The sequence below is a fragment of the Arenimonas soli genome, from assembly GCF_014643775.1.
GTDB classification, from domain to species: Bacteria; Pseudomonadota; Gammaproteobacteria; order Xanthomonadales; family Xanthomonadaceae; genus Arenimonas; species Arenimonas soli.
Window position 1 is genome coordinate 1,320,770 of the sequence record NZ_BMKC01000001.1, and the last position, 23,750, is coordinate 1,344,519.

24 protein-coding genes and 1 other RNA gene are annotated in these 23,750 nt (G+C 68.4%); 8 read left to right on the forward strand and 17 right to left on the reverse strand.

Going from position 1 to position 23,750, the window contains the following annotated elements; translation table 11 throughout:
• Together IEX13_RS06355 and IEX13_RS06360 are read left to right on the forward strand one after the other, a co-directional pair.
• On the forward strand, positions 1-540 hold the full coding sequence (locus IEX13_RS06355; RefSeq protein ID WP_188662310.1) for an SH3 domain-containing protein: 540 nt from the start codon (positions 1-3) through the stop codon (positions 538-540).
• The gene (locus tag IEX13_RS06360; RefSeq protein ID WP_188662312.1) at positions 537-1,379 is read left to right on the forward strand and encodes a M48 family metalloprotease; all 843 of its coding nucleotides are present in this window, start codon (positions 537-539) and stop codon (positions 1,377-1,379) included. The genes IEX13_RS06355 and IEX13_RS06360 overlap by 4 nt, the downstream gene beginning before the upstream one ends.
• Before the next feature lie 69 nt (positions 1,380-1,448).
• Here IEX13_RS06360 and dnaJ read toward each other — a convergent pair whose 3' ends face one another.
• From dnaJ to hrcA, 4 genes are all read right to left on the reverse strand, one after another.
• The gene (dnaJ, locus tag IEX13_RS06365; RefSeq protein ID WP_188662313.1) at positions 1,449-2,573 is read right to left on the reverse strand and encodes a molecular chaperone DnaJ; all 1,125 of its coding nucleotides are present in this window, start codon (positions 2,571-2,573) and stop codon (positions 1,449-1,451) included.
• Between the two features lie 136 nt (positions 2,574-2,709).
• On the reverse strand, positions 2,710-4,632 hold the full coding sequence (dnaK, locus tag IEX13_RS06370; RefSeq protein WP_188662315.1) for a molecular chaperone DnaK: 1,923 nt from the start codon (positions 4,630-4,632) through the stop codon (positions 2,710-2,712).
• A gap of 100 nt (positions 4,633-4,732) precedes the next feature.
• The gene (gene grpE / locus IEX13_RS06375) at positions 4,733-5,251 is read right to left on the reverse strand and encodes a nucleotide exchange factor GrpE (RefSeq protein ID WP_188662317.1); all 519 of its coding nucleotides are present in this window, start codon (positions 5,249-5,251) and stop codon (positions 4,733-4,735) included.
• Between the two features lie 45 nt (positions 5,252-5,296).
• Positions 5,297-6,346: a heat-inducible transcriptional repressor HrcA gene (gene hrcA, locus IEX13_RS06380; RefSeq protein ID WP_188662319.1), complete on the reverse strand. Its 1,050-nt coding sequence runs from the start codon at positions 6,344-6,346 to the stop codon at positions 5,297-5,299.
• Positions 6,347-6,491: 145 nt separating this feature from the next.
• On the opposite strand from hrcA, the gene recN reads away from it, so the two are divergent.
• Entirely contained in the window at positions 6,492-8,165 is a 1,674-nt protein-coding gene (recN, locus tag IEX13_RS06385; RefSeq protein ID WP_188662321.1) for a DNA repair protein RecN, read from the forward strand.
• A 2-nt stretch (positions 8,166-8,167) separates the two neighbouring features.
• Here recN and fur read toward each other — a convergent pair whose 3' ends face one another.
• On the reverse strand, positions 8,168-8,575 hold the full coding sequence (gene fur, locus IEX13_RS06390; RefSeq protein WP_188662323.1) for a ferric iron uptake transcriptional regulator: 408 nt from the start codon (positions 8,573-8,575) through the stop codon (positions 8,168-8,170).
• Positions 8,576-8,674: 99 nt separating this feature from the next.
• Here fur and IEX13_RS06395 point away from each other — a divergent pair, with 99 nt between their 5' ends.
• The gene (locus IEX13_RS06395; RefSeq protein ID WP_188662325.1) at positions 8,675-9,073 is read left to right on the forward strand and encodes an outer membrane protein assembly factor BamE; all 399 of its coding nucleotides are present in this window, start codon (positions 8,675-8,677) and stop codon (positions 9,071-9,073) included.
• On the opposite strand, the gene IEX13_RS06400 is transcribed toward IEX13_RS06395, so the two are convergent.
• Positions 9,070-9,354, reverse strand: a complete 285-nt coding sequence (locus tag IEX13_RS06400; protein WP_188662327.1) for an RnfH family protein — start codon at positions 9,352-9,354, stop codon at positions 9,070-9,072. The two genes, IEX13_RS06395 and IEX13_RS06400, sit on opposite strands and share 4 nt — an antisense overlap.
• 1 nt (position 9,355) lies before the next feature.
• Positions 9,356-9,781, reverse strand: a complete 426-nt coding sequence (locus IEX13_RS06405; protein WP_188662329.1) for a type II toxin-antitoxin system RatA family toxin — start codon at positions 9,779-9,781, stop codon at positions 9,356-9,358.
• A 66-nt stretch (positions 9,782-9,847) separates the two neighbouring features.
• On the opposite strand from IEX13_RS06405, the gene smpB reads away from it, so the two are divergent.
• Entirely contained in the window at positions 9,848-10,363 is a 516-nt protein-coding gene (gene smpB, locus IEX13_RS06410; protein WP_188662331.1) for an SsrA-binding protein SmpB, read from the forward strand.
• Positions 10,364-10,505: 142 nt separating this feature from the next.
• Positions 10,506-10,857, forward strand: a transfer-messenger RNA (tmRNA) gene (gene ssrA, locus IEX13_RS06415).
• 51 nt (positions 10,858-10,908) lie between these two features.
• Here the strand turns inward: ssrA and msrB are convergent.
• The 10 genes from msrB to IEX13_RS06465 all read right to left on the reverse strand — a co-directional run bounded on the left by msrB (position 10,909) and on the right by IEX13_RS06465 (position 20,947).
• Positions 10,909-11,355 (reverse strand): peptide-methionine (R)-S-oxide reductase MsrB, encoded by a 447-nt coding sequence (gene msrB / locus IEX13_RS06420; protein ID WP_188662333.1) that lies wholly within the window; start codon positions 11,353-11,355, stop codon positions 10,909-10,911.
• Positions 11,356-11,357: 2 nt separating this feature from the next.
• A complete protein-coding gene (locus IEX13_RS06425) occupies positions 11,358-11,786 on the reverse strand; it encodes an efflux RND transporter periplasmic adaptor subunit (RefSeq protein WP_188662335.1) in 429 nt (142 codons plus the stop codon).
• A gap of 146 nt (positions 11,787-11,932) precedes the next feature.
• A complete protein-coding gene (locus tag IEX13_RS06430; protein WP_188662336.1) occupies positions 11,933-13,291 on the reverse strand; it encodes an NAD-dependent succinate-semialdehyde dehydrogenase in 1,359 nt (452 codons plus the stop codon).
• Between the two features lie 4 nt (positions 13,292-13,295).
• Positions 13,296-14,141, reverse strand: a complete 846-nt coding sequence (locus IEX13_RS06435) for an ABC transporter permease subunit (RefSeq protein ID WP_229668471.1) — start codon at positions 14,139-14,141, stop codon at positions 13,296-13,298.
• Positions 14,138-15,046, reverse strand: coding sequence for an ABC transporter permease subunit (locus IEX13_RS06440; protein WP_188663051.1), 909 nt, complete (start codon positions 15,044-15,046; stop codon positions 14,138-14,140). The genes IEX13_RS06435 and IEX13_RS06440 overlap by 4 nt, the downstream gene beginning before the upstream one ends.
• Before the next feature lie 5 nt (positions 15,047-15,051).
• On the reverse strand, positions 15,052-16,149 hold the full coding sequence (locus IEX13_RS06445; RefSeq protein ID WP_188663053.1) for an ABC transporter ATP-binding protein: 1,098 nt from the start codon (positions 16,147-16,149) through the stop codon (positions 15,052-15,054).
• Positions 16,150-16,203: 54 nt separating this feature from the next.
• Positions 16,204-17,337 carry an extracellular solute-binding protein gene (locus IEX13_RS06450; RefSeq protein ID WP_188662338.1) on the reverse strand — a complete coding sequence of 378 codons (1,134 nt, stop codon included), beginning with the start codon at positions 17,335-17,337 and terminating at the stop codon, positions 16,204-16,206.
• Between the two features lie 60 nt (positions 17,338-17,397).
• The gene (locus IEX13_RS06455) at positions 17,398-18,771 is read right to left on the reverse strand and encodes an aspartate aminotransferase family protein (protein ID WP_188662340.1); all 1,374 of its coding nucleotides are present in this window, start codon (positions 18,769-18,771) and stop codon (positions 17,398-17,400) included.
• Between the two features lie 14 nt (positions 18,772-18,785).
• Complete coding sequence (locus tag IEX13_RS06460) at positions 18,786-20,171, reverse strand: glutamine synthetase family protein (RefSeq protein WP_188662342.1); 1,386 nt, start codon at positions 20,169-20,171, stop codon at positions 18,786-18,788.
• A gap of 5 nt (positions 20,172-20,176) precedes the next feature.
• Positions 20,177-20,947, reverse strand: a complete 771-nt coding sequence (locus IEX13_RS06465) for a gamma-glutamyl-gamma-aminobutyrate hydrolase family protein (protein WP_188662344.1) — start codon at positions 20,945-20,947, stop codon at positions 20,177-20,179.
• A 134-nt stretch (positions 20,948-21,081) separates the two neighbouring features.
• Here IEX13_RS06465 and IEX13_RS06470 point away from each other — a divergent pair, with 134 nt between their 5' ends.
• Together IEX13_RS06470 and IEX13_RS06475 are read left to right on the forward strand one after the other, a co-directional pair.
• Complete coding sequence (locus IEX13_RS06470; protein ID WP_188662346.1) at positions 21,082-22,449, forward strand: glutamine synthetase family protein; 1,368 nt, start codon at positions 21,082-21,084, stop codon at positions 22,447-22,449.
• Between the two features lies 1 nt (position 22,450).
• Positions 22,451-23,740: an NAD(P)/FAD-dependent oxidoreductase gene (locus IEX13_RS06475; RefSeq protein ID WP_188662348.1), complete on the forward strand. Its 1,290-nt coding sequence runs from the start codon at positions 22,451-22,453 to the stop codon at positions 23,738-23,740.
• Positions 23,741-23,750: the final 10 nt, after the last annotated feature.

The window sequence follows — 23,750 nt, forward strand, 5'->3', positions numbered from 1 at the left end:
GTGAAGACAAGACGCAGCAACCCCACCCCAAGGCTGGCACTGGCCCTTGCGCTGGCCGCCACCCTGGCCAGTGGCCTGGCCTTCGCCGAAACCGCCACCACCCTGCGCGCCACCGAAATGCGCAGCGAGCCCCTGGGCTCGGCCGAAGTCGTGGCCAAGCTGGGCGCCAAGGCGTCCGTGGACATCACTGGTCGCAAGGGCGCCTGGGCCGGCGTCAAGAACGCCGAAGGCCTGGACGGCTGGGTCCGCGTGCTGAACCTGCGCACGGGCACGTCCGACGGCAAGTCGGCCGGCGGCGGCAACCAGCTGGCGGCGGCCTTCCTCACCGGTTCGAGCGGCAATACCGTCAGTACCGGCGTCAAGGGCCTGTCGCCGGACAAGCTGCGCAACGCCGGCTCGGCACCGTCCGAGGTCGCGATGCTCGACCAGCTGGCCGTCGGGCCCGACGACGCCCGCTCGTTCGCCACGTCCGCCAGCCTTGAAGCCCACCAGGTCGACTACCTCAAGTCCGACCGCCGCAGCCGGAGGAAGCAGCGATGAAACCCAAATATCTCCTGGCGGCGCTGGTCGCGCTGGCCCTGGCCTCGCCGGCCGCCGGCTTCGGTCGCCTCGGCGACGCCGAAAAACTCCTTAACTTCGGCAAGAAGGCGGCCGACGCCAGCGCGCCGATCACCGACGAAGACGAAATCGAACTGGGCCGCGGCATCGCCGCCCGCCTGCTCGCCGCCCGCCCGCTGGTGCGCGACGAGGCCATGCAGCGGTACGTGAACCGGGTCGGCCTGTGGCTGGCCCTGCAGACCGAACGACCGAACCTGCCCTGGCGCTTCGGCGTCATGGACAGCACCGACGTCAACGCCTTCGCCCTGCCCGGCGGCACCATCCTGATCACCCAGGGCCTGTACGACCGCCTGCGCGACGAGGCCGAGCTGGCCGCGGTGCTGTCGCACGAAATCGCCCACGTCGTCGAACGCCACCAGGTGAAGGCGATCAAGAAGGAAATGGGCACGGCCTTCGCCACCGAACTGGCCGGCGAAGCCGCTGGCCGCAGCGACAACCAGGCGGTGCGCATGTTCGGCCAGAAGGCCTTCCAGGCCGGCACCGAGATCTTCGTGCGGGGCCTGGACAAGGGCGACGAGCACCAGGCCGACGTGCACGGCATGGTCATCTCGGCCCGGGGCGGCTACAACCCCTACGCCCTGGCGTCGGTGCTGCACACCCTGGACGGCACCGCCGCCGACGATGCCGGCGTGGCGCTGATGTTCTCCACCCATCCGACCGCGGTAAGCCGCATCGAACACCTGGAGAACGTCGTGGGCGACAAGCTCGAGGCCTTTGCGGCCGTCGAGGCGCCGGCGCGCATGGTGCGCCCGGGGCAATAGGCGGCCCGACAGGCACGAAAACGACAAGGGCGCCCGAGGGCGCCCTTGTTCTTGCCCGCGACCTCCCGGTCAGGAGGTCATGCGGTCCCAGAAGGATTTCACGCCGTCGAGGAAACCGCTCGAGCGCGGTGAATGCCGGGCCCCGTGCTCGCCTTCGAACGTGGCGTCGAAGTCCTTGAGCAGCTCGCGCTGGCGCGCGGTCAGGTTGACCGGGGTTTCCACGACCACCCGGCACAGCAGGTCGCCGGTGCCGTGGCTGCGCACCGACTTGACGCCCTTGCCGCGCAGGCGGAACAGCTTGCCGGTCTGGGTCCCGTGCGGGACCTTGATGAGCGCCTCGCCCTCGAGCGTGGGCACCACGATGTCGGCGCCCAGCGCGGCCTGGGAAAAGCGCACCGGCACTTCGCAGTAAAGGTCGTTGCCCTCGCGCTGGAAGATGGGGTGCGCACGCACGTCCACTTCAACGTACAGGTCGCCCGGCTGCGCGCCCGGCGGGCCGGCCTCGCCTTCGCCGGCCAGGCGGATGCGGTCGCCGGTATCGACACCGGCCGGGATCTTCACCTGCAGCACCTTTTCGTCCTGCACGCGGCCGTTGCCGTGGCAGGTCTTGCAGGGCTTGGCGATGGTCTGGCCGCGGCCGCCGCAGGCCGGGCAGGCCTGCTGCACGGCGAAGATGCCGCGCTGCATGCGGACCTGGCCACGACCGCGGCAGGTACCGCAGGTTTCGACCTTGCCGTCTTCCGCGCCGCTGCCGTCGCAGGGCTTGCAGGCCACCAGCGTGGGCACTTCGATGCGCTTGTCGACGCCGAACACGGCTTCCTCGAGGTCGAGTTCGACCACGTAGCGCAGGTCGGCGCCGCGGCGCGGGCCGCGCTGGCGTCCGCCGCCGAAGATGTCGCCGAAGATGTCGCCGAAGATGTCGTTGACGTCGTGGAAACCGCCGCCCGGGTTGCCACCGCCCATGCCGTTTTCGAACGCGGCGTGGCCGTGCTGGTCGTAGATGCGGCGCTTGCCGCCGTCCGACAGCACTTCGTAGGCCTCCTTGGCCTCCTTGAAGCTGGCCTCGGCGGCCTTGTCGCCGGGATTGCGGTCCGGGTGGAATTTCTGCGCCGCGCGCCGGTAAGCCTTCTTCAGCTCGTCCTCGGCGGCAGTGCGGGAAACCCCCAGCACCTCGTAGTAGTCACGCTTGCTCATCGAATCCCCAGGCCTTCCCATACATGACGAGGAAGGGCCGCTACTGCGGCCCGCCTCAGCCGGCGTTGAGCCTCACGTACGTGAGGCTCGAACGGCGGCAGTTATTCCGTTGCGCAAAGCGCGACAAGGAATAACCTTATTTCTTTTCGTCGTCCTTGACCTCGGTGAACTCGGCGTCCACCACGTCCTCGGCCTGCGCCTGCGGACCCGGCTCGGCGCCACCTTCCGGCGCGCCTTCCTGGCCACCGGCGGCCGCCGCGTAGAGCGACTGCGCCGCCTGCTGCAGGGACTGGGTCTTCGCTTCGATCTGGGCCTTGTCGTCGCCCTTCATCGCGGTCTCGAGCTCCGACAGCGCGGTTTCGATGCCGGCCAGCTGCTCGCCGGGCACCTTGGAACCGTGCTCGGTGATCGCGGTGCGGGTGGCGTGGATCAGGCCGTCGGCGGCGTTGCGGGCGGTCACCAGCTCGTGGAACTTCTTGTCCTCTTCGCGGTGCGCCTCGGCGTCGCGGACCATCTGGGCGATCTCTTCCTCGCTCAGGCCCGAACCGGCCTTGATCTCGACCTTCTGTTCCTTGCCGGTCTTCTTGTCCTTGGCCGACACGTGCAGGATGCCGTTGGCGTCGATGTCGAAGGACACCTCGACCTGCGGCATGCCGCGCGGCGCGGCATCGATGCCCGAGAGGTCGAACTTGGCCAGCGACTTGTTGAAGCGGGCCTGTTCGCGCTCGCCCTGCAGCACGTGCACCGTGACGGCCGACTGGTTGTCCTCGGCGGTGGAAAACACCTGCGAGGCCTTGGTCGGGATGGTGGTGTTCTTTTCGATGATCTTGGTCATCACGCCGCCCAGGGTCTCGATGCCCAGGCTCAGCGGGGTGACGTCGAGCAGCAGCACGTCCTTGACGGTGCCGGCGAGCACGCCGCCCTGGACCGCGGCGCCGATGGCGACGGCCTCGTCCGGGTTGACGTCCTGGCGCGGGTCCTTGCCGAAGAATTCGGCGACCGCGGCCTTGACCTTGGGCATGCGGGTCTGGCCACCGACCAGGATGACGTCGCCGATGTCGCTGGCACGCAGGCCGGCATCATTGAGCGCCACGCGGCACGGTTCGATGGTCTTCTTGATCAGGTCATCCACCAGCGCCTCGAGCTTGGCGCGGGTGAGCTTGATGTTCAGGTGCTTCGGGCCCGAGGCATCCGCCGTGACGTACGGCAGGTTCACTTCGGTCTGCTGGTTGGACGAGAGCTCGATCTTGGCGCGCTCGGCGGCGTCCTTCAGGCGCTGCAGGGCCAGCGGGTCCTTGCGCAGGTCGATGCCCTGTTCCTTGTTGAACTCGTCGACCAGGTAGTCGATGACGCGGGCGTCGAAGTCTTCGCCGCCCAGGAAGGTGTCGCCGTTGGTGGCCAGCACTTCGAACTGCTTCTCGCCGTCGATTTCGGCGATCTCGATGATCGAGACGTCGAAGGTGCCGCCGCCCAGGTCGTAGACCGCGATCTTGCGGTCGCCGCCCTTCTTGTCCATGCCATAGGCCAGCGCGGCCGCGGTCGGCTCGTTGATGATGCGCTTGACGTCCAGCCCGGCGATGCGGCCGGCGTCCTTGGTGGCCTGGCGCTGGCTGTCGTTGAAGTAGGCCGGCACGGTGATCACGGCCTCGGTGACCGTCTCGCCCAGGTAGGCTTCGGCGGTCTTCTTCATCTTCTCGAGCACCTTGGCCGAGATTTCCTGCGGGGCCATCTTCTTGCCGTCGGCGGTCTGCACCCAGGCGTCGCCGTTTTCATGGGCGAGGATGCCGTAGGGCACCAGGTCGAGGTCCTTCTTGACTTCGGCGTCGGTGAACTTGCGGCCGATCAGGCGCTTGACGGCGTAGAAGGTGTTCTTGGGGTTGGTGACCGCCTGGCGCTTGGCCGAGGCGCCCACGATGACCTCGCCGTCCTTGGTGAAGGCGACGATCGAAGGCGTGGTGCGGTCGCCCTCGGAATTTTCGATGACCTTGGCCACGCCGCCTTCCATCACGGAAACGCAGCTGTTGGTGGTGCCCAGGTCGATGCCGATGATCTTGCCCATGGTGTTACTCCCTGAAGGATCAGTATCTGTGTTGGCGGCGGCGGCCGCGGATGTTCGGTAAATGGGGCCCGCCGCGGGTTGTTCAAGGGGCGTGAAGCCCTCAGCCGGCGGCGACCACCACCAGGGCCGGTCGCAGCAAGCGTTCGTTCAGGGCATAGCCCTTCTGGAAGACCTGTACGACGCTGCCCGGCTCGGCCCCGGGGGACTCGAGCTGGCTGATGGCCTGGTGCCACTCGGGGTCGAAGGCCTGGCCTTCGGGGTTGATCTGGGCCAGGCCGTTGTCCTCGCCCACCTTCAGCAGCTGGCGCAGGGTCAGCTCCAGGCCGTCCTTGAGCGGGCCGGTGGCGTCGCCGGCGGCCTTGAGGCCGGCCTCGAGGCTGTCGAGCACCGGCAGCAGCTGCGAGAGCAGCTTTTCGTTGGCGAAACGGCGGGCCTGGTCGACGTCGCGGGCCAGGCGCTTGCGCTGGTTGTCGAGCTCGGCGCGTTCGCGCAGGGCTTCTTCGCGCAGGTCGCCCAGGGCCGAACGCAGCTGCTCGAGCTCGTTGGCCAGCGAATCGGTGTCCAAATCGGGGACGTCGTCGGGCGCCTGCGCGTCCGGGTTCGGGTTCTGGTTTTGCATGGGATATCCGGTGGCTGCCCCGCGTCCGGCGGGGGTCGGAACTCCCTATGGGGTCGGCGGCTCGGGATTCAAGGCGGCGCCGAGCAGGTCGGCGGTGGCCTGGACCATGGGGATCACCCGCTCATAGGCCATCCGGGTGGGTCCGATGACGCCCAGCACGCCCAGCACCTTGCCGTGGGCGTGGTAGGGCGCGGTGACCACGGTGCAGGCATCGAGCTGGGCCAGGCCGGTTTCTTCGCCGATGAACACCCGCACGCCCTGGGCCTTGAGGGTGCCCTCGAGCAGCTGCAGGATCTCGCGCTTGCGGGAAAAGGCCTCGAACAGGTCGCGCAGCCGCTCCATGTCCGACAGGTCCTGCACGCCCATCAGCCGGGTCTGGCCGGCCAGCAGCATGTCCTCGGGCGAGGAGCCGCCGCCGCCCAGGGCCTGTTCGGAGAGTTCGACCGCGGCCGACAGCAGTTGCTCCATCTCGCTGCGGGTGTCGCGCAGGTCCCGCAGCAGCCGGGCCCGGATCTCGGCCAGCGGCTGGCCGGCGAAATGGGCGTTGAGGTAGTTCGCGGTCTGCTCGAGCTCGGAGGTCGTATAGGTCCGGCGCGGGCTGATGATGCGGTTCTGCACCTCGTTGTCGGTGAAGACCAGGATCACCAGGATGCGCTGGCCGTCCAGGGGCACGAAATCGATGTGGCGGAAGGCGAACTGGCTGCGCTGGGGCACGGTGACCACGCCGACGAACTGGCTCATCGCCGACAGCAGTTCGCTGGTGTTCGAAAGCAGGGCCTGGGTGCCGGCGCCGGCCGGCAGCAGGGCGCGCAGCTGCTGCACCTCGGTGTCCTGCAGGGGCTTCATGGGCAGCAGGCTGTCGACGAACACCCGGTAACCCTGGGCCGTGGGGATGCGCCCGGCGGAGGTGTGCGGCGCCGACACCAGGCCGATTTCTTCAAGGTCCGACATGATGTTGCGGATGGTGGCCGGGCTGACGTCCAGGCCCGAGCGCTTGGCCAGCGTGCGCGAGCCCACCGGTTCGCCGTCGCGGATGTGCTGGGCGATCAGGGTGCGCAGCAGGCGCCGGGCGCGTGGGTCGAGGTCGAAGTCCATGGCCCATAGATAAGGCCGCTGGCGCCCCGGCGCAAGGCGTGGCGGCGGACGGGGTGATGCCCTACCTGCCGGTGGGCGGCCCGCGTCTTGTTTCCTGAGACAGGGGCAGCCGAAGCTCGGGCTTTCAGGCAGAATCGCCGCCAGCATGCTCAGCCACCTCACCCTCCAGGATTTTGCCGTCGTCAGCCGTGCGGAACTGGCCTTCGGGCCGGGCATGACCGTGGTTTCGGGCGAAACCGGCGCCGGCAAGTCGCTGCTGGTGGACGCGCTGATGTGGCTGACCGGTGCCCGCGCCGACGCCGGCGTGGTGCGCCACGGCGCCGAACGCGCCGAGCTGGCGGCCGAGTTCGACCTGGGCGACGCCCCGGCGGCGCTGGCCTGGCTGCGCGAAAACGAACTCGACGATGGCGACGCCTGCCAGCTGCGCCGGGTCATGCGCGCCGACGGAGGCTCGCGGGCGTGGATCAACGGCCGTCCGGCCACGCTGGGCCAGCTTTCGGCCCTGGGCGGGCTGCTGGTGGAAATCCATGGCCAGCACGAACACCAGGCCCTGCTCGACCGCGGCCAGCAGCTGGCGCTGCTCGACGCCTTCGGCCAGCACGGCCCCCTGCTTGACGCCGTGCGCGAAGCCGCCCGCCGCTGGGCCGGCATCGACCGCGAGCTGGCCGACCTGGCCCGCGCCGGCGACGTCGGCGAACGCCTGGCCTGGTTGGAACACCAGGTCCAGGAACTGTCCGCCGAAACCCTGGACCCCGAATCGCTCGAAGAGCTGGCCGCCGCCCACCGCCGCCAGGCCAACGCCGCCGGCCTGCTGCAGGGCTGCGAAGTCGCCCTGGCCCGCCTGGCCGGCGACGAAGGCCTGTCGCTGCAGCGCCTGCTGCACCAGACCCAGGCCGAACTGGCCCGCCTGGCCGGCGACGAACCCCGCCTGGCCGAAGTGCTTGCCCTGCTTGAATCAGCCGGCATCCAGCTGGCAGAAGCCGCCGCCGGCATCGAACGCCTGCACGACGATTTCGACCTCGACCCGGACCGCCTGCGCGCGCTGGAAGACCGCCTGGCCCGCCTGCACGACCTCGCCCGCAAGCACCGCGTGCCGCTGGAAGACCTGGCCGGCCGCCGCGACCAGCTGCAGGCCGAGCTCGAGGGCCTGGCCGGCGCTGGCGAACGCGCCGCCCGCCTCGGCCGCGAACGCGAGGCCGCCGCCCGCGAATGGAACGAAACCGCCGCCCGCCTGGGCCAGGCCCGCGCCCGTTCGGCCGCCCAGCTGGGCGAGGCCGTGGCCGGCCTGATGGGCGAACTGGGCATGGGCGGCGGCGTGTTCACCGTCGCCCTGGAACCGCTGGACACCACCCGCCCGACGCCGCAGGGCGCCGAACGCTGCGAGTTCCTGGTCTCGGCCAACCCCGGCCAGCCGCCGCGGGCGCTGCGCAAGGTCGCCTCGGGCGGCGAACTGGCGCGCATCAGCCTGGCCATCGAAGTCGCGGCCCTGGGCTTCGACGCCGTGCCGACCATGGTCTTCGACGAAGTCGACACCGGCATCGGCGGCGCCGTGGCCGAAGTCGTGGGCCAGAAGCTGCGGGCCCTGGGCGGCGAGCGCCAGGTGCTGTGCGTCACCCACCTGCCCCAGGTGGCGGCCCAGGGCCACCACCACTACCGGGTCAGCAAGGCGGTCGAAGCCGACGCGACGCACAGCCAGGTCGAAGCGCTTTCGGAAAAGGCCCGCGTCGAAGAACTCGCCCGCATGCTGGGCGGCGTCGAGATCACCAAAGAGGTACGCGCCAACGCCCGCCAGCTGCTGGCGCGGGCCAACGCCAGGTAGGGCTACTTCTTCTTTTTGGCGCGCACGTACAGGACCAGCGAGTGGTCCTCGATTTCGAAGCCGTGTTTGGCGGCGATCTCGTGCTGCAGGCGCTCGATTTCCGGGCTGGTGAACTCGATGACCTTGCCGGTGTCCACGTCGACCATGTGGTCGTGGTGCTGGCCGTGGTCGAGTTCGTACACCGCCTGGCCACCCTCGAAGTTGTGCTTGAGCACCAGGCCGGCCGATTCGAACTGGGTAAGCACCCGGTACACCGTCGCCAGGCCGATGTCGTCGCCGTGGTCGAGCAACTGGCGGTAGATGTCCTCGGCGGTCAGGTGCTTGCGCCCGGTGGACTCGAGCACGTCGAGGATGCGCATGCGCGGGTGGGTCACCTTGAGTCCGGCCTTGCGCAGGTCCTGGGATTCCATGTCGTCTCCTGAATGCCTGCCGTCGCAGGGCGCCGCCCTGGCTGGCGTCGCCGGGCCGTAGTGTATCATCGGCCCCGGACAGTCCCGGATACCCACGCAATGCGCAAGGCTTTCACGCTCCTGCTCGCCACCACCCTGATCGCCGGCTGCGGCATCGTCTACCGCCAGCCCGTTTTCCAGGGCAACCTGCTTGAGACCAGGAGCGTCGAGCAGCTGCAGGTCGGCCTGACCCGCGCGCAGGTGTTCAGCCTGCTCGGTTCGCCGCCGCTGGCCGACCCCTTCAACCAGTCGCGCTGGGACTACGTCGCCACCGAGCGCCGTCGCACCGGCGACACGGAAATCAAGAACCTGACGCTGTGGTTCGAAGGTGATTCGCTGGCGCGCTGGGAGGGTGAATACTTCCCCGAGGCCGACACCGAACTGGCCGCCGAGATGCGCCGTTTCGGCAACCTGGCCCGCGACAAGAACAAGCCGCGCCGTCCGCCCAGCGGCGGCTAGGCGTCGCGCGCCCGGCGCCGCCGGGCCTGCATCGGGTCGATCAGCAGCGGCCGCAGCACCTCGACGCGGTCGCCGTCGCGCAGCGCCTCGGCCGGCGTCACCGTCCGGCCGAAGACCGCCAGGCACTCCGGATCCACCACCAGCCCCGGCACCTTGGCCGGCAGGTCGGCGGCCGCCAGTGCGTCGGCCACCGTGGCGCCCGGCGGCACTTCAACCGGCAGCCGCCAGGCACGACCCGGCTGGGCGCAGACCACTTCGATGCGCAGCGGCGCGGCGGCCATGTCAGGCCCGGTCGGCCTCGCGGCAGAAATCGTCGACCATGCGGTCGGCCAGGCCCTGGAAGCCCACGGCCATGGCCGTGCCCAGCACCTTGCCGGCGACGTCGAACTCCAGGGTCAGGCCGACCTTGCAGGCGTCTTCGGCCAGGGTGTGGAAATGCCAGTGGCCGCTGAACTTGCGAAAAGGCCCCTCCACCAGTTCAAGGTGGATGTGCGTGGGCGCCTCGAGCCGGTTGCGCGTGGTGAAGCTGGTGCGCAGGCCGGCCAGGCGCAGGTCCAGCCGCGCCAGCATGTGCGTCTCGGAGGCTTCGAAGACTTCCGAGGCCTCGCACCAGGCGAAGCGCGCCGCGTAGGACGCGACGTCGTTGACCAGGTCGTACATGCGCCGCGCCGAATGCCGGACCAGGGCGTGCCGATGGATGCTTGTCATGGGCTCCTTGCCGCACCCTCCCCCAGCCGGCCCGCGATGGGCGACAATGACCGCCAAGGAAAGGACATGTCTAAGAAAAACAACGCCAAGAATACCGGAACCGGCAAGCCCAAGGCGGAAGGCAACAAGACCATCGCCCTCAACCGCAGCGCCCGGCACGAGTTCCACCTCGAGGACCGCTTCGAGGCCGGCATCGCCCTGCAGGGCTGGGAGCTCAAGTCCATCCGCGCCGGCCGCATGAACATGGGCGACGCCTACGCCGTGGTCAAACGCGGCGAGATCTTCCTGTTCGGCGCCCAGGTCACCCCGCTCAGCCAGGCGTCCACCCACGTGGTGGCCGACGACCGCCGCACCCGCAAGCTGCTGCTGCACCGGCACGAGATCGACAAGCTGGTCGGCAAGGTCGAACGCGACGGCTACACCCTGATCCCCACCGCCGTGTACTGGAAGGGCAACAAGGTGAAGCTGGAACTGGCCCTGGCCAAGGGCAAGCAGAGCCACGACAAGCGCCAGGCTTCCAAGGACCGCGACTGGGAGCGCGACAAGCAGCGCGTCATGCGAAAACACAACAAGGACGCGTAGTCGACCGGCGTCTCCCCGCGCCTTCGGCGCGCCCCTTGACCAGGGGGGTTGGGCAAACCGCAGATGAACGAGCGGCTTGTGGACTGCACTCCCGACCCCCATACTTCGGACGTCGGTTGATCGATGTGTTCCCAACGTTTCCGGGGGTGACCTGGCTTCGACGGGGGTTGCGAAGTCGACTGGCGCATGCCGAGGGGGTAGCTTTCCTCGTTAATCCAGCTGCAAAATTTAGTTGCCAACGACGACAACTACGCTCTCGCCGCTTAAGGCGTAAGCCCCGAACCCACTTGTGCCCGTGCTCGTGGATGTAGGGTCATTATCACGGAACAGCTGCCGGCGGCGACCCGCCAACCGGTAGTGAACTTAGCGGGTGTGGACGACGGTGTGCCTCGCACGTTGTGTTGCCGTCGTACGAGAATCAACAACGAGCTAAGCATGTAGTGCCGGAGATCGAGTGCTCTCGGACGGGGGTTCAACTCCCCCCACCTCCACCAAACACGCCAACGCCGCCCACCCGGGCGGCGTTGTCGTTTGGGGTCCCCACGTCAGTCGGGAAGTTTCTGCAGCGACAGCGCGTTGGTGCAGTAGCGCAGGCCGGTGGGCGCCGGCCCGTCCGGGAAGACGTGGCCCAGGTGGGCGTCGCAGGCGTTGCAGAGGATTTCGATGCGGACCATGCCGTGGCTTTCGTCGGCCTTGTAGGCCACGGCCTCGTCCGCGAGCGGTGCGGTGAACGAGGGCCAGCCCGAGCCCGACTCGAACTTGGTGCCGGCGTCGAACAGCGGCGTGCCGCAGCAGGCGCAGCCGTAGCGGCCGGGTTCGAACAGGCCGCACATTTCCGAACTGTAGGGCCGCTCGGTGCCGGCCAGGCGGGTCACCTGGAAGACATCGGGGGTCAGCAGCGTGCGCCACTGGTCCGGCGTCTTTTCCACGCGGCGTGCAGGCGGCGGGTTGCCCCGCGCCGCCCGCTCGGTCACCAGGCGCCAGTCGTGCACGCTCAGGCGCCCGGCTCGTCGCCCAGGTAGCTGGCCACGCTGGCGCTGGCGGCGTCCACGGCCGACTTGGCCGCCAGCAGGCTGGCCTGGCCGTCGTTCATGGCCGACTCCAGGGCCCGGATTTCCTCGCTGGCCCGGCGCACGGCCTCGATGGCCCGGTCGGCCGACTGCCGGTCCTGGTCCACCTGCCGGCGGGTCACCCGTCCCTTGGCGGCCTGCGTTTCCGCCCGCGCCAAGCGGTCGGCGGCCTGGTCACGGGCGCGTTCGGCCCGGGACAGGCTTTCGCGTGCGGCCTCGAGCTGGGCCTGGCGGGCCTGCACCTCCTGGCTGGCGGCGTCCACCGCCGCGGCGGCTTGCGCAAGCTGGGCCTCGACCGCGCCGCGATCACCGCCCACCTGTGCCCACGCCGGCACGGCCAGGGCAAACGCCACGGCCAATCCCCAACCCCGTGCGGCATGAAGCCGCGTCTGTTTCGTATCCAAGCGTCACCTCCTGTTATCAGGCAGGCCGCCCCCTTCGGACCACGCCAACGGGCCGAGTCTAGCTTTTTTTGCCGCGTCTGCGACCCCCCTGGGGCTCAGGCGACGTAAATGGTCTGGATATTGGTGAATTCGTGCATGCCGTGTTCGGCGAGTTCGCGACCGAAACCCGAGGCCTTGGTGCCGCCGAACGGAAGGCGCACGTCGGACTTGACCAGCGAGTTGACGAAACACGCCCCGGCGTCGATCTGTCGGGCAACCCGCTCGCCGCGCGCGGCATCCGCGGTCCAGACGCTGGCACCCAAGCCATAGCGGGTGTCGTTGGCCACGCGCACCGCTTCGGCCTCGTCGGCAACCCGCAGGACCGAGGCCACCGGGCCGAACAGTTCTTCGTCCCAGGCCGGCATACCCGGCTTCACGGCGTCCAGGATCGTCGCCGGGTAGTGGGTTTCGCCCTGCCCCGGCTGGCCGCCGAGCAGCACGCGTGCGCCCTTGGCGACGCTGTCCTGTACCTGCCGGTGCAGCTCGTCGCGCAAGTCGGCGCGGGCCATGGGCGCCAGGCTGCTGGCATCGTCGTTGGGGTCGCCCACCACCAGCTTCGAGGCCGCGTCGGCAAAGGCCTGCACGAAGCGGTCGGCGATGCCCGGCGTCACGATGAAACGCTTGGCGGCGATGCAGGTCTGGCCGGCGTTGCCGAAGCGCGAGGCGACGGCGACCTTCACCGTGGCGTCGAGGTCGGCGTCGTCGAGCACGATGAAGGGGTCGGAGCCGCCGAGTTCAAGCACGCATTTCTTCAGGTGTTGACCCGCGGTCGAAGCGACCGAGCGGCCGGCGCGTTCGCTGCCGGTCAGCGTGACCGCCTTCACCCGCGGATCGGCGATCACGTCCGCGGCCTTTTCATTGTCGATGTGCAGCACGCCGAACACGCCTTCGGGAATGCCGGCGGCGGCCAGCACTTCGGCGATCGCGTCGGCGCAGCTGGGCACGTTGGTGGCGTGCTTGAGCAGGGCCACGTTGCCCGCCATCAGGCCCGGCGCCAGGAAACGGAACACCTGCCAGACCGGGAAGTTCCACGGCATGATCGCCAGTACGCAGCCGATCGGCGCGTAGCGCACGTAGCTGCGGCTGGCTTCGGTGCCGATGGCCTGGTCCTGCAGGTAACGCGCGGCATTGTCGGCGTAGTAGTCGCAGGCGGCGGCGGACTTTTCGACTTCGGCCAGTGCCTCGCGGCGCAGCTTGCCCATCTCGGCGGTCAGGGTCATGGCCAGGTCGCGGCGCGCATCGCGCAGGCCCTTGGCGACGCGGTGCATCAGGACGGCGCGCTCGTTGATCCCGCGCCCCGACCAGGCCGGGAACGCGGCTTGCGCGGCGGCAAGCCGCGCTTCGACCTCGGCGTCGGTCTGGCGCGGGAACGGGCGGACTTCCCCGGTCCAGGGATCTCGATTGGCTTGGCTCATGGTTTCAACCCTTCTGCAGCGCCAGGCGGGCGTCGCGCTGGCGTTTACGTTCTTCGCGGTGCATGACCCACCAGCCGATGACCGCGGCCACGGAAACCGCGGCGATCATCAGCGTGGCGAGGGCGTTGATCTTGGGGCTCACGCCAAGGCGCACGGAGGAAAACACCTTCATCGGCAAGGTCGTCGACGAAGGACCGGAGACGAAGCTGGCGATCACCAGGTCGTCCAGGCTCAGGGTAAACGCCAACAGCCAGCCGGAGATGAGCGCCGGTGCAATGATCGGCAGGGTGATCACGAAGAACACCTTCAGCCGGTTGGCGCCCAGGTCCATGGCGGCCTCTTCCAGCGACCGGTCCAGTTCGCCCAGGCGCGAGCTGATCACCACCGTGACGAAGGCCATGCAGAAGGTGACGTGGGCGATCCAGATGGTCAGCATGCCGCGCTGGCCGCCGATGCCGATGACCGGCCCGATGGACACGAACAGCAGCAGGATCGACAGGCCGGTGATCACCTCGGGCATCACCAGCGGCGCCGTGATAAGGCCGCCGAACAGTGTCTTGCCGGGGAAATGCCGGAAACGGGTCATCACCATCGCCGCCATCGTGCCCAGCACCACCGAGGCCCAGGCCGTCCAGAAGGCCACCTGGATGCTGACCCAGGCCGCGTCCATCATCTGCTGGTCGCGAAAGAGTTCGCCGTACCACTTCACCGAAAAGCCCGACCACACCGTCACCAGCCGCGACTCGTTGAACGAATACACCATCAGGCTGAGGATGGGCGCGTAGAGGAAAACGAAGCCCAGGGCCAGCATGCCCTTGGTGAACGCGGAATTGCGCCCCGGCTGGCTCATGACAGCCGCGACTCCAGTTCCTTCGACTGGTAGCGGTGGAAGATGGTTATCGGCACGATCAGCAGCACCAGCATCACGATCGCCACCGCCGAGGCCACCGGCCAGTCGCGGTTGTTGAAGAACTCCTGCCACAGCACCCGGCCGATCATCAGCGTGTCGGGGCCACCGAGCATTTCGGGAATGACGAACTCGCCCACCACCGGGATCAGCACCAGCATCGACCCGGCGATGATGCCGGCCTTGGACAGCGGCAGCGTGACCGTCAGGAAGGCCTTCCAGGGCGGCGCGCCCAGGTCGGTGGCGGCCTCGATGAGCCGGTGGTCGTGCTTTACCAGGTTGGCGTACAGCGGCAGCACCATGAACGGCAGGTAGGCGTAGACGATGCCGATGTACACCGCCACCGGCGTGTGCAGGATCGCCAGCGGCTCGTCGATGAGCCCCATGCCGATCAGCGCGTTGTTGAGCAGGCCGTTGTTCTTGAGGATGCCGACCCAGGCGTAGATGCGGATAAGGAAGGAGGTCCAGCTGGGCAGGATGACCAGCATCAGCGCCACGTTGCGGGTGGCCGGGTCCATGCGCGATATCGCGTAGGCGATCGGGTAGCCGATAAGCAGGCACAGCGCGGTCGAGACAACGGCGATCTCGAGCGAGCTCAGGTAGGCCTTCACGTAAAGGCTGTCGCGCACCAGGAACAGGTAGTTGGCGGTGTTGATGCTCAGCTCTAACTTGTCGCCCGACCAGTTGACCAGGTCGGTGTAGGGCGGCATCGCGATGACGGCGCTGGCGAAGCTGATCTTGAGCGCGATCGCGAACGGCACGGCGAAGAACAGCAGCATCCACAGGTAGGGCACCGCGATCACCAGCCAGCGCGGGCCCGGCAGGCGCCTGCGGATCGAGCGCGGCAGGTTTTTCACGTGGTCAGCACCACCCCGGCCTGGTCGTCCCAGCTCAGCCACACCGGGTCGTTCCAGGTGAACTTCTCGCTGGCCCAGCGCTGGCTGTTGATCATGTTGGCCAGCACCTTCGTGCCGCCCGGCAGGCGCACGTGGAAAACCGAGTGGCTGCCGAAATAGGCGATGTCCTCGATGATGCCCTGCACCTTGTTGTGCGGCTGGGCGGGTTCGTCCTTGTCCACCTGGATCTTTTCCGGGCGGATCGCCAGCGCGACTTCCTGGCCTTCGAAACCGGTGACGCCGTGGCCGACGTAGGCCGGGAACGCCAGCGCCGGGCTGGAGATGGTGACGTAGTCGTTTTCGTCCTCGAGGATCCGGCCCTCGATCAGGTTCACCGACCCGATGAATTCGGCCGTGAAGCGGCAGCTGGGCTGTTCGTAGATTTCGTCCGGGCTGCCGACCTGGCGGATCCAGCCGGCGTCCATCACCGCGATGCGGTGGGCCATGGTCATCGCCTCTTCCTGGTCGTGGGTGACCATGACGCAGGTGACGCCCAGGCGTTCGACGATGTTCACCAGTTCAAGCTGCATCTGCGAGCGCAGCTTCTTGTCGAGCGCACCCATGGGTTCGTCGAGCAGCAGCAGCTTAGGACCCTTGGCCAGCGACCGCGCCAGCGCCACGCGCTGCTGCTGGCCGCCGGAAAGCTGGTGCGGCTTGCGCCTGGCGAACTTTTCCATCTGCACCAGGGCCAGCATCTCGGCGACCTTGCGGGCGATCTCGGCCTTGGCCATGCCGTCCTGGCGCAGGCCGAAGCCGACGTTCTGCTCGACGCTCATGTGCGGGAACAGCGCGTAGGACTGGAACATCATGTTCAGCGGCCGCTCGTAGGGCGGCAGCGCGGTGATGTCCTGGCCGTCGAGCACGATGCGGCCCCGGGTGGGCTTCTCGAAGCCGGCCAGGCAGCGCAGCAGCGTGGACTTGCCGCAGCCCGAGGCACCCAGCAGGGCGAAGATCTCGCCCTGGCGGATCGACAGGCTGACGTCGTCGACGGCGACGAAGCCGTCGAATTCCTTGCGCACCGCTTCGATGCGCAGGTAGCCCTCGGCCCCCAGCATGTCGTTCTTGGGGGCGCCCGCCAGGGCGCCGCTCGCCGTGCTTGCCATCGTGGCTTATTGCCCCGTCTTGAGCGTGGTCCAGTGCCGGTTGAACAGCCGGTCGACCTCGGGCGGCAGCACCGCCAGGGTGAACAGCTTGGCCCGGGTGTCTTCGGGCGGGTAGATGCCCGGGTCTTCAAGCACCGCCGCGTCCACCATCGGCAGGGCGGCGGTATTGGCGCTGGCGTACATCACGTAGTTCTGGATGCCGGCCATCACCTCCGGGCGCAGCAGGTAGTCCAGGAACAGGTAGGCATTGTCGACGTTCTTCGCGTCCTTGGGGATCGCCAGCATGTCGAACCACATCGGCGCGCCTTCCTTCGGGATCGAATAGGCGACGTCGACGCCCTTGCCGGCTTCCTCCGCCCGGGCCTGGGCCTGGATGATGTCGCCCGACCAGCCCACCGCGACGCAGATGTCGCCATTGGCCAGGTCGTTGATGAACTGCGAGCTGTGGAAGTAGGTGACGTGCGGCCGCAGTTCCTTCAGGCGGTCCACGCCCTTCTGGATCACCGCCTCGTCGAAGCTGTTGGGATCTTCGCCCAGGTAATGCAGCACCGGCGGGATGATCTCCGACGGCGTGTCGAGGATGGCGACGCCGCAGCCCTTGAGCTTGGCCAGGTTCTCCGGCTCGAAGACCAGCGCCCAGCTGTCCACCGGCGCGTCTTGGCCCAGGGCTTCGCGCACCTTGTCGACGTTGTAGCCGATGCCGGTCGTCCCCCACAGGTAGGGGATGGAATGGGTGTTGCCCGGGTCGTTGCTGGCCAGCAGGGCCATGAAGGCCGGATCGAGGTTGTCGTAGTTGCCCAAGCGTGACTTGTCCAGTTCCTGGAACACGCCGGCCTGGACCTGGCGCGACAGGAAGGTCAGCGAAGGCACCACGATGTCGTAGCCGGTGTTGCCGGCCATGAGCTTCGCCTCGAGCACTTCGTTGGAGTCGAAGACGTCGTAGGTGACCTTGATGCCGGTCTCGGCCTGGAAACCGGCGATGGTGTCCTCGCCGATGTAATCGGACCAGTTGTAGACGTTGAGCACCTTGTCGCCGGCAGGCGCGGGTGCCGCGGCGACACCGGTGTCGCCGGCGGGCGGGTCCCCGCCGCAAGCGGCCAGGGCAAGGCATAGGAACAGGGCGGACATCCTGGCTTTCATCGGCACACTCCCCTCGGGGTGACTGAAGCGGTTGGACGGCTCGAACATCATAACCACAGCTCAGCCCTGCGCCATGCCCAGCGCGTGGGCGGTCATGTCCAGGGCTTTCCAGGTCTTTTCGGCGAGTTCGTCGACCTGGGACCGGCTGATCACCAGCGGCGGCGACAGCAGCATCGCGTCGTTGGTGGCGCGCAGGATCAGGCCGTTTTGCAGGGCGAAGTCGCGGCACAGCTGGCCCACCCTGCCCCGGTCCGGGAAGTAGGTCCGTGAAGGCTTGGACGGCACCAGCTCCAGGGCCCCGACCATGCCCAGGAACCGGGCCTCGCCGACCAGCGGATGCCCGGCCAGGGCCTTCCACTTCTCGCCCAGGTAGGGCCCGATGTTGTTGCGGCAGGTTTCGACGATGTGTTCTTCCTGCAGGATTCGGATGTTTTCCAGGGCCACCGCCGCGCAGACGGGGTGGCCTGAATAGGTGTAGCCGTGGGCCAGCTCGCCACCGCGGCCCGACAGCACGTCCGCGACCCGGTCGTTGAACATCACCGCGCCCAGCGGGATGTAGCCCGAGGTGATGCCCTTGGCCAGGGTCATCACGTCGGGGCGGAAATCGAAGGTCTGGCTGGCGAACCACTCGCCGGTGCGGCCGAAGCCGGTGATGACCTCGTCGGCCACCAGCAGCACGTCGTACTTGCGGCAGATGCGCTCGATTTCCTGCCAGTAGTTGCGCGGCGGGATGTAGACACCGATGGCGCCCATCACCGGTTCGCCGATGAAGGCGGCGACGCGCTCGGGGCCGAGCTCGAGGATCTTGTCCTCGAGCCGCTTCGCGCAGTGCCGGCCGTAGGCTTCTTCGTCCATGTCGCCGCCGTCGCCGAACCAGTAAGGCGGATCGATGTGCACGATGCCCGGGATCGGCAGGCCACCCTGCTTGTGCATGCCCTTCATGCCGCCCAGGCTGGCGCCGGCCACGGTGGAACCGTGGTAGCCGTCGTGGCGGCCGATGAAGATGTTCTTTTCCGGCTGGTCCTGCACCGCCCAGAAGTGCCGGACCAGGCGCAGGATGGTGTCGTTGGCCTCGGAACCCGAATTGGTGAAGAAGGCATGGTTGAGGTCATGCGGCGTGAGTTCGGCCAGCTTGGCCGACAGCCGCACCGTGGGTTCGGTGGTGCACTGGAAGAAGCTGTTGTAGTAGGCCAGCTGGGTCATCTGCCGCGACGCCGCCTCGCCCAGTTCGCGGCGGCCGTAGCCGATGTTCACGCACCACAAGCCGGCGAAGGCGTCGAGCAGCTGGTTCCCTTCGGCATCCCAGACGTAGCAGCCCTCGCCGCGGGTCAGGATGCGCGTGCCGCGCTTGGCCAGGGCGGCGTTGTCGTTGAACGGGTGCAGGTGGTGGGCGGCGTCCAGGCGCTGCAGGGTGGCGGTGTCGATTTCGGTCATGGTGGATTCCGGGTTCAGACGTTGAGCAGCAGGAACTCACGCTCCCAGCTGCTGATCACGCGCAGGTAGGTCTGGTGTTCCTTGTCCTTGACGGCGGTGTAGGCGCGCACGAAGCGTTCGCCCAGCAGTTCGCGCAGCGGCTTGCAGGCGCGCAACGCGGCGATGGCTTCCTCAAGCGAGCGCGGCAGGTCGTAGCCCTTGGCATGGGCGCTGCCGGCCAGCGGTTCGGTGGGCTGCAGCTTTTCCTGGATGCCCAGGTAGCCGCAGGCCAGGGTCGCGGCCAGCGCCAGGTAGGGGTTGACGTCGGAACCGGCGAAGCGGCTTTCGACGCGGGCGTTTTCCGGCGTGTCCAGCGGCACGCGCAGGCCGCAGGTGCGGTTGTCGTAACCCCACTGCACGTTCTTGGGCGACACCTCGCCGAAGGCCAGGCGCCGGTAGGAATTCACGTTCGGGCCGAAAAAGGCCATGGCCGCCGGCACGTACTTCTGCAGGCCGCCCATGTAGTTGAGGAAGACTTCGGTGTGGGCGCCCGACTTGCCGGCGGAAAACACGTTCTTGCCGGTCTTGACGCTGTGCAGGCTCTGGTGGATGTGCATCGAGCTGCCCGGCTCGTTTTCCATCGGCTTGGCCAGGAAGGTCGCGTAGACGCCGTGGCGCATCGCGGCTTCGCGCATGGTGCGCTTGAACAGGAACACCTGGTCGGCGCGCGACAGCGGGTCGAGGTGCACGAAGTTGACTTCCAGCTGGGCGGCGCCTGACTCGTGCACCAGCGTGTCCACGTCCAGGTCCATGGCCTCGCAGTAGTCGTACATCAGGTCGAGGATGGGGTCGAACTCGTTCACGGCGTCGATCGAATACGACTGCCTTGCGGTTTCCGGGCGGCCGTTGCGGCCAGCCGGCGGCAGCAGCGGGAAATCGGGGTCGGTGTTGCGCTGGACCAGGTAGAACTCCAGCTCGGGCGCGATCACCGGCTGCAGGCCGATGGCCTCGTACAGGGCCAGCACCCGGCGCAGCACGTTGCGCGGCGCCAGCTCGTGCGGGCGACCGTCCTTGGTGAAACAGTCGTGGATCACCTGCGCGGTCGGGTCGGTCGCCCAGGGCACCATGCGGATGGTGTCCGGGTCGGGCCGCAGCACCATGTCCGAATCCGAGGGGCTGACCAGGTCGTCGTATTCGTCCGGATAATCGCCGGTGACGGTGGTGGCGAAGATGCCCTCGGGCAGCCGCGTGCCGTAGTCGTGGGAAAACTTCGCGGCCGGGATGATCTTGCCGCGGGCATTGCCGGTGATGTCGGGCACCAGGCATTCGACCTCGGTGATGCGGCGTTCCTTGAGCCAGCGCTTGATCGCACTTTCCTGCTGCGCCTGTTCTTCCTGGGGACTCGGTTTTTTCCTGGCCATGGGGCTCAGTGCCTTTTTTGCGAACGGTGCCGGCAAGCGGCGGCGAATGCCTGGAAGATGCCCAGGTAAAACGGATTCTCGGTGACCCGCCACTCCGGATGCCACTGCACGGCCAGCAGGAAGGGGTCGGGGGTTCCGGGATTGCCGCGGTCCAGGCGCACCGCCTCGATGAGCCCGTCCGGCGCGGTGGCCTCGACCACCAGGCCTGGCGCCAGCTCGCGGATACCCTGCCCGTGCAGCGAGTTGACCTTCGCCTCGCTGGCCCCGGCGATGCCTTCAAGCCAGCCGCCCGCGGCCAGCTGCACGGGATGCGCCGGCGCGTACTGCACGCCCAGCGGGTCATCGGGATTCTCCCGGTGGTCGGCGAAGCCGGGCACCTCGTGCACCTTCTGGTGCAGGCTGCCGCCCAGGGCCACGTTCACTTCCTGCATGCCGCGGCAGATGGCCAGCACGGGCAGGCCGCGCGCAATCGCCAGCGGCACCAGGGACAAGGTGTTGGCGTCGCGGGCCGGGTCGAGCGGATTGCCTTCGTAGCCGGCTTCGTGGCTGTAGTGATGCGGTTCGATGTTGCTGTGCGCGCCGGTCAGGACCAGGCCATCGAGTTCGTCGAGCAGGGCGCCCAGGTCGAGCGGGGGCGACAGCGAAGGCAGCAGGACCGGCTGGCAACCGGCGCCATCCACCACCGCCCGGATGTACTTTTCGCCCACCGCATGGAAGGGATGGGGTCCGATCTGCTTGCGATCGGAAGGCAGGCCGACCAGCGGGCTCGAACGCATAAGGGCCTCGGCGAAGGGAAAACCGACATTACGCCCGGCGTTCGATTTTATCAACGCATTGGCCAAAGTGATGATTATTCTTTACAGTCGGGGCCGCGGTGATAAACTCCCGCGACCGCCGCCGACGCCTTGCCATGAACCAGCTCGCCCTGCCCACCGAAGACGCCGCCACCCTGGCCCAGCTGCAGGCCTGCGAGCAGGTGGACCTGCTGCTGCCGGACATGAACGGCCTGCTGCGCGGCAAGCGCATCACCCGGGACACCCTGGAAAAGGTTTACCGCGACGGCGTCTGCCTGCCGATGTCGCTGATCGCCACCGACATCACCGGCAATACCGTCGAAGAAACCGGACTGGGCTACGACATCGGCGACGAAGACCGCCTGTGCCGCCCGGTTCCCGGCAGCCTGCGCCCGGTGCCTTGGCACGACCGTCCTTCCGCGCAGCTGCTGCTGCAGATGGAAGACGGCCACGGCGGGCTGTTCGAAGCCAACCCGCGCGAAGTGCTGCGGCGGGTCCTGGCCGGTTTTGCCGAAATCGGCCTGACGCCGGTCGTCGCGGTGGAGCTGGAGTTCTACCTGCTCGACGCCGCGCTCGATGCCCAGGGCCGGCCCCAGGTCGCCCGCAACCCGGCCACCGGCGAACGCAACCACAGCACGCAGGTCTATTACATCCAGGACCTGGACGATTACCGCGGTTTCACCGACGACGTCAGCGCCGCCTGCCAGGCCCAGGGCATCCCGGCCGACACCGCGGTGGCCGAATACGCCCCGGGCCAGTTCGAGATCAACCTGCGGCACCGCGCCGACGCACTGCAGGCCTGCGACGACGCGCTGATGCTCAAGCGCGCGGTCAAGGCGGTGGCAGCCAAGCGCGGCCTGATGGCCAGCTTCATGGCCAAACCCTTCGCCGGCCAGGCCGGCAGCGGTGCGCATATCCACGTCAGCCTGCTTGATGAAAGCGGCAAGAACATCTTCGCCTGCACGCCCGACGCCCCGGCCGACCCGCTGCGGCACGCCATCGCCGGCCTGCAGCGGGCCAGTGGCGACTGCATGCTGCTGTTCGCACCGCATGCCAACAGCTACCGGCGCTTCGTGCTCAATGCCTTCGTGCCGCTCAACGACGCCTGGGGTTTCAACAACCGCACCGTCGCCATGCGCGTGCCGCACAGCGACCCGGCCAACGTGCGCATCGAGCACCGCATCGCCGGCGCCGACGCCAACCCCTACCTGGTCACCGCCGCGGTGCTGGCCGGCATGCTGCAGGGCCTGCGCGACAAGGGCGACCCGGGTCCGCCGACCGTGGGCAATGCCTACGAACAGGGCGAACACCGCGAGCTGTTCTGGCGCGACACCCTGCGCGATTTCCTGGCCAGCGACTTCGTCGCCCGCCACTTCGGCGAAGGCTTCCGGCACATCTACGGCCAGCAGAAGCTCAAGGAACTGCGCAGCTTCCATCGCGAAGTGACCACGCTGGAAGTGGACTGGTACCTGCGCCAGGTCTGACATGAGCCTGCGCGAACCGTCCGCGCACGCCGACTCCTGGTATGCGCGCAGCGCCGGCCCGGGCCAGGCGTTCGCGCCGCTGGCCGGCCGCGAGACCGCCGACGTGGTGGTGCTGGGCGCCGGCCTGACCGGCCTTTCCGCGGCGCTGGAACTGGCCCAGGCCGGCCTGGACGTCATCGTGCTCGAGGCCCGCGAGGTCGGCTGGGGCGCCAGCGGCCGCAACGGTGGCCAGGTGATCTTCGGCTACGGCTGCGACCAGGCGAAGATCGCCGGGATGCTGGGGCTGGAAGCCTCGCGCGAGCTCTTCAGATGGTCGGTCGACGCGGTCGACCAGGTGCGCCGGCGCATCATCGAACACCGCATCGACGCGCACTGGCGCGACGGCCATGCGCACGTGGCGATCAAGCCGCGGCACGTGGCCGAACTCAAGGCCTGGCAGGCCGACCTGGCGGATAACTACGGCTACCCGCTGCAGTGGTGGGAGCGCGAACCGCTGCAGGCCGTGGTGTCGAGCCCGCGCTACATTGGCGCGCTTTACGACCCGTGTTCGGGCCACCTGCACCCGCTCAACTACACGCGCGGCCTGGCGCGCGCGGCGGCGCAGGCCGGCGTGCGCATCTTCGAACAATCCCGGGTGACGTCGCTGCAGCGCGGCACCCGGCCGCTGCTGCGCACCGGCGGCGGCGAGGTGCAGGCGGACTTCGTGGTGCTGGCCGGCAATGCGCTGGTGCACGGCATCGCGCCCGAGCTCGACGCGCGGGTGATGCCGGTGGGCACCTATATCGGCGCCACTGCGCCGCTGGGCGCCGAGCGCGCGCGCGAACTGATCCGCAACGACATGGCCGTGGCTGACATCAACTGGGCGCTGGATTACTTCCGGCTCAGCCGCGACCACCGCCTGCTGTTCGGCGGTCGCGCCAGCTACTCCACCCTGCCCCCGCCCAACCTGCCCGGGGTGATGGCGCGGCGCATGGTGCGGGTGTTTCCGCAGCTGCAGGGCGTGGGCTTCGAACAGGTCTGGGGCGGGCTGATCGACATCAGCCTAAACCGCGCCCCGCACTGGGGCCGGCTGGGCGACAACGTCTATTTCGCGCAAGGCTTCAGCGGCCACGGCGTGGCGGCGACGGGACTGGCTGGCCAGGTCATCGCCGAAGCGATCCGCGGCCAGGCCGGGCGCCTGGACGTGTTCGCGCGTATCCCGCACCGACCCTTCCCCGGCGGGCGCGCGCTGCGCACGCCACTGCTGGTGGCGGCGATGGCCTGGTTCAAGCTGCGCGACGCGCTGTGGTGAGCGCGCCGCG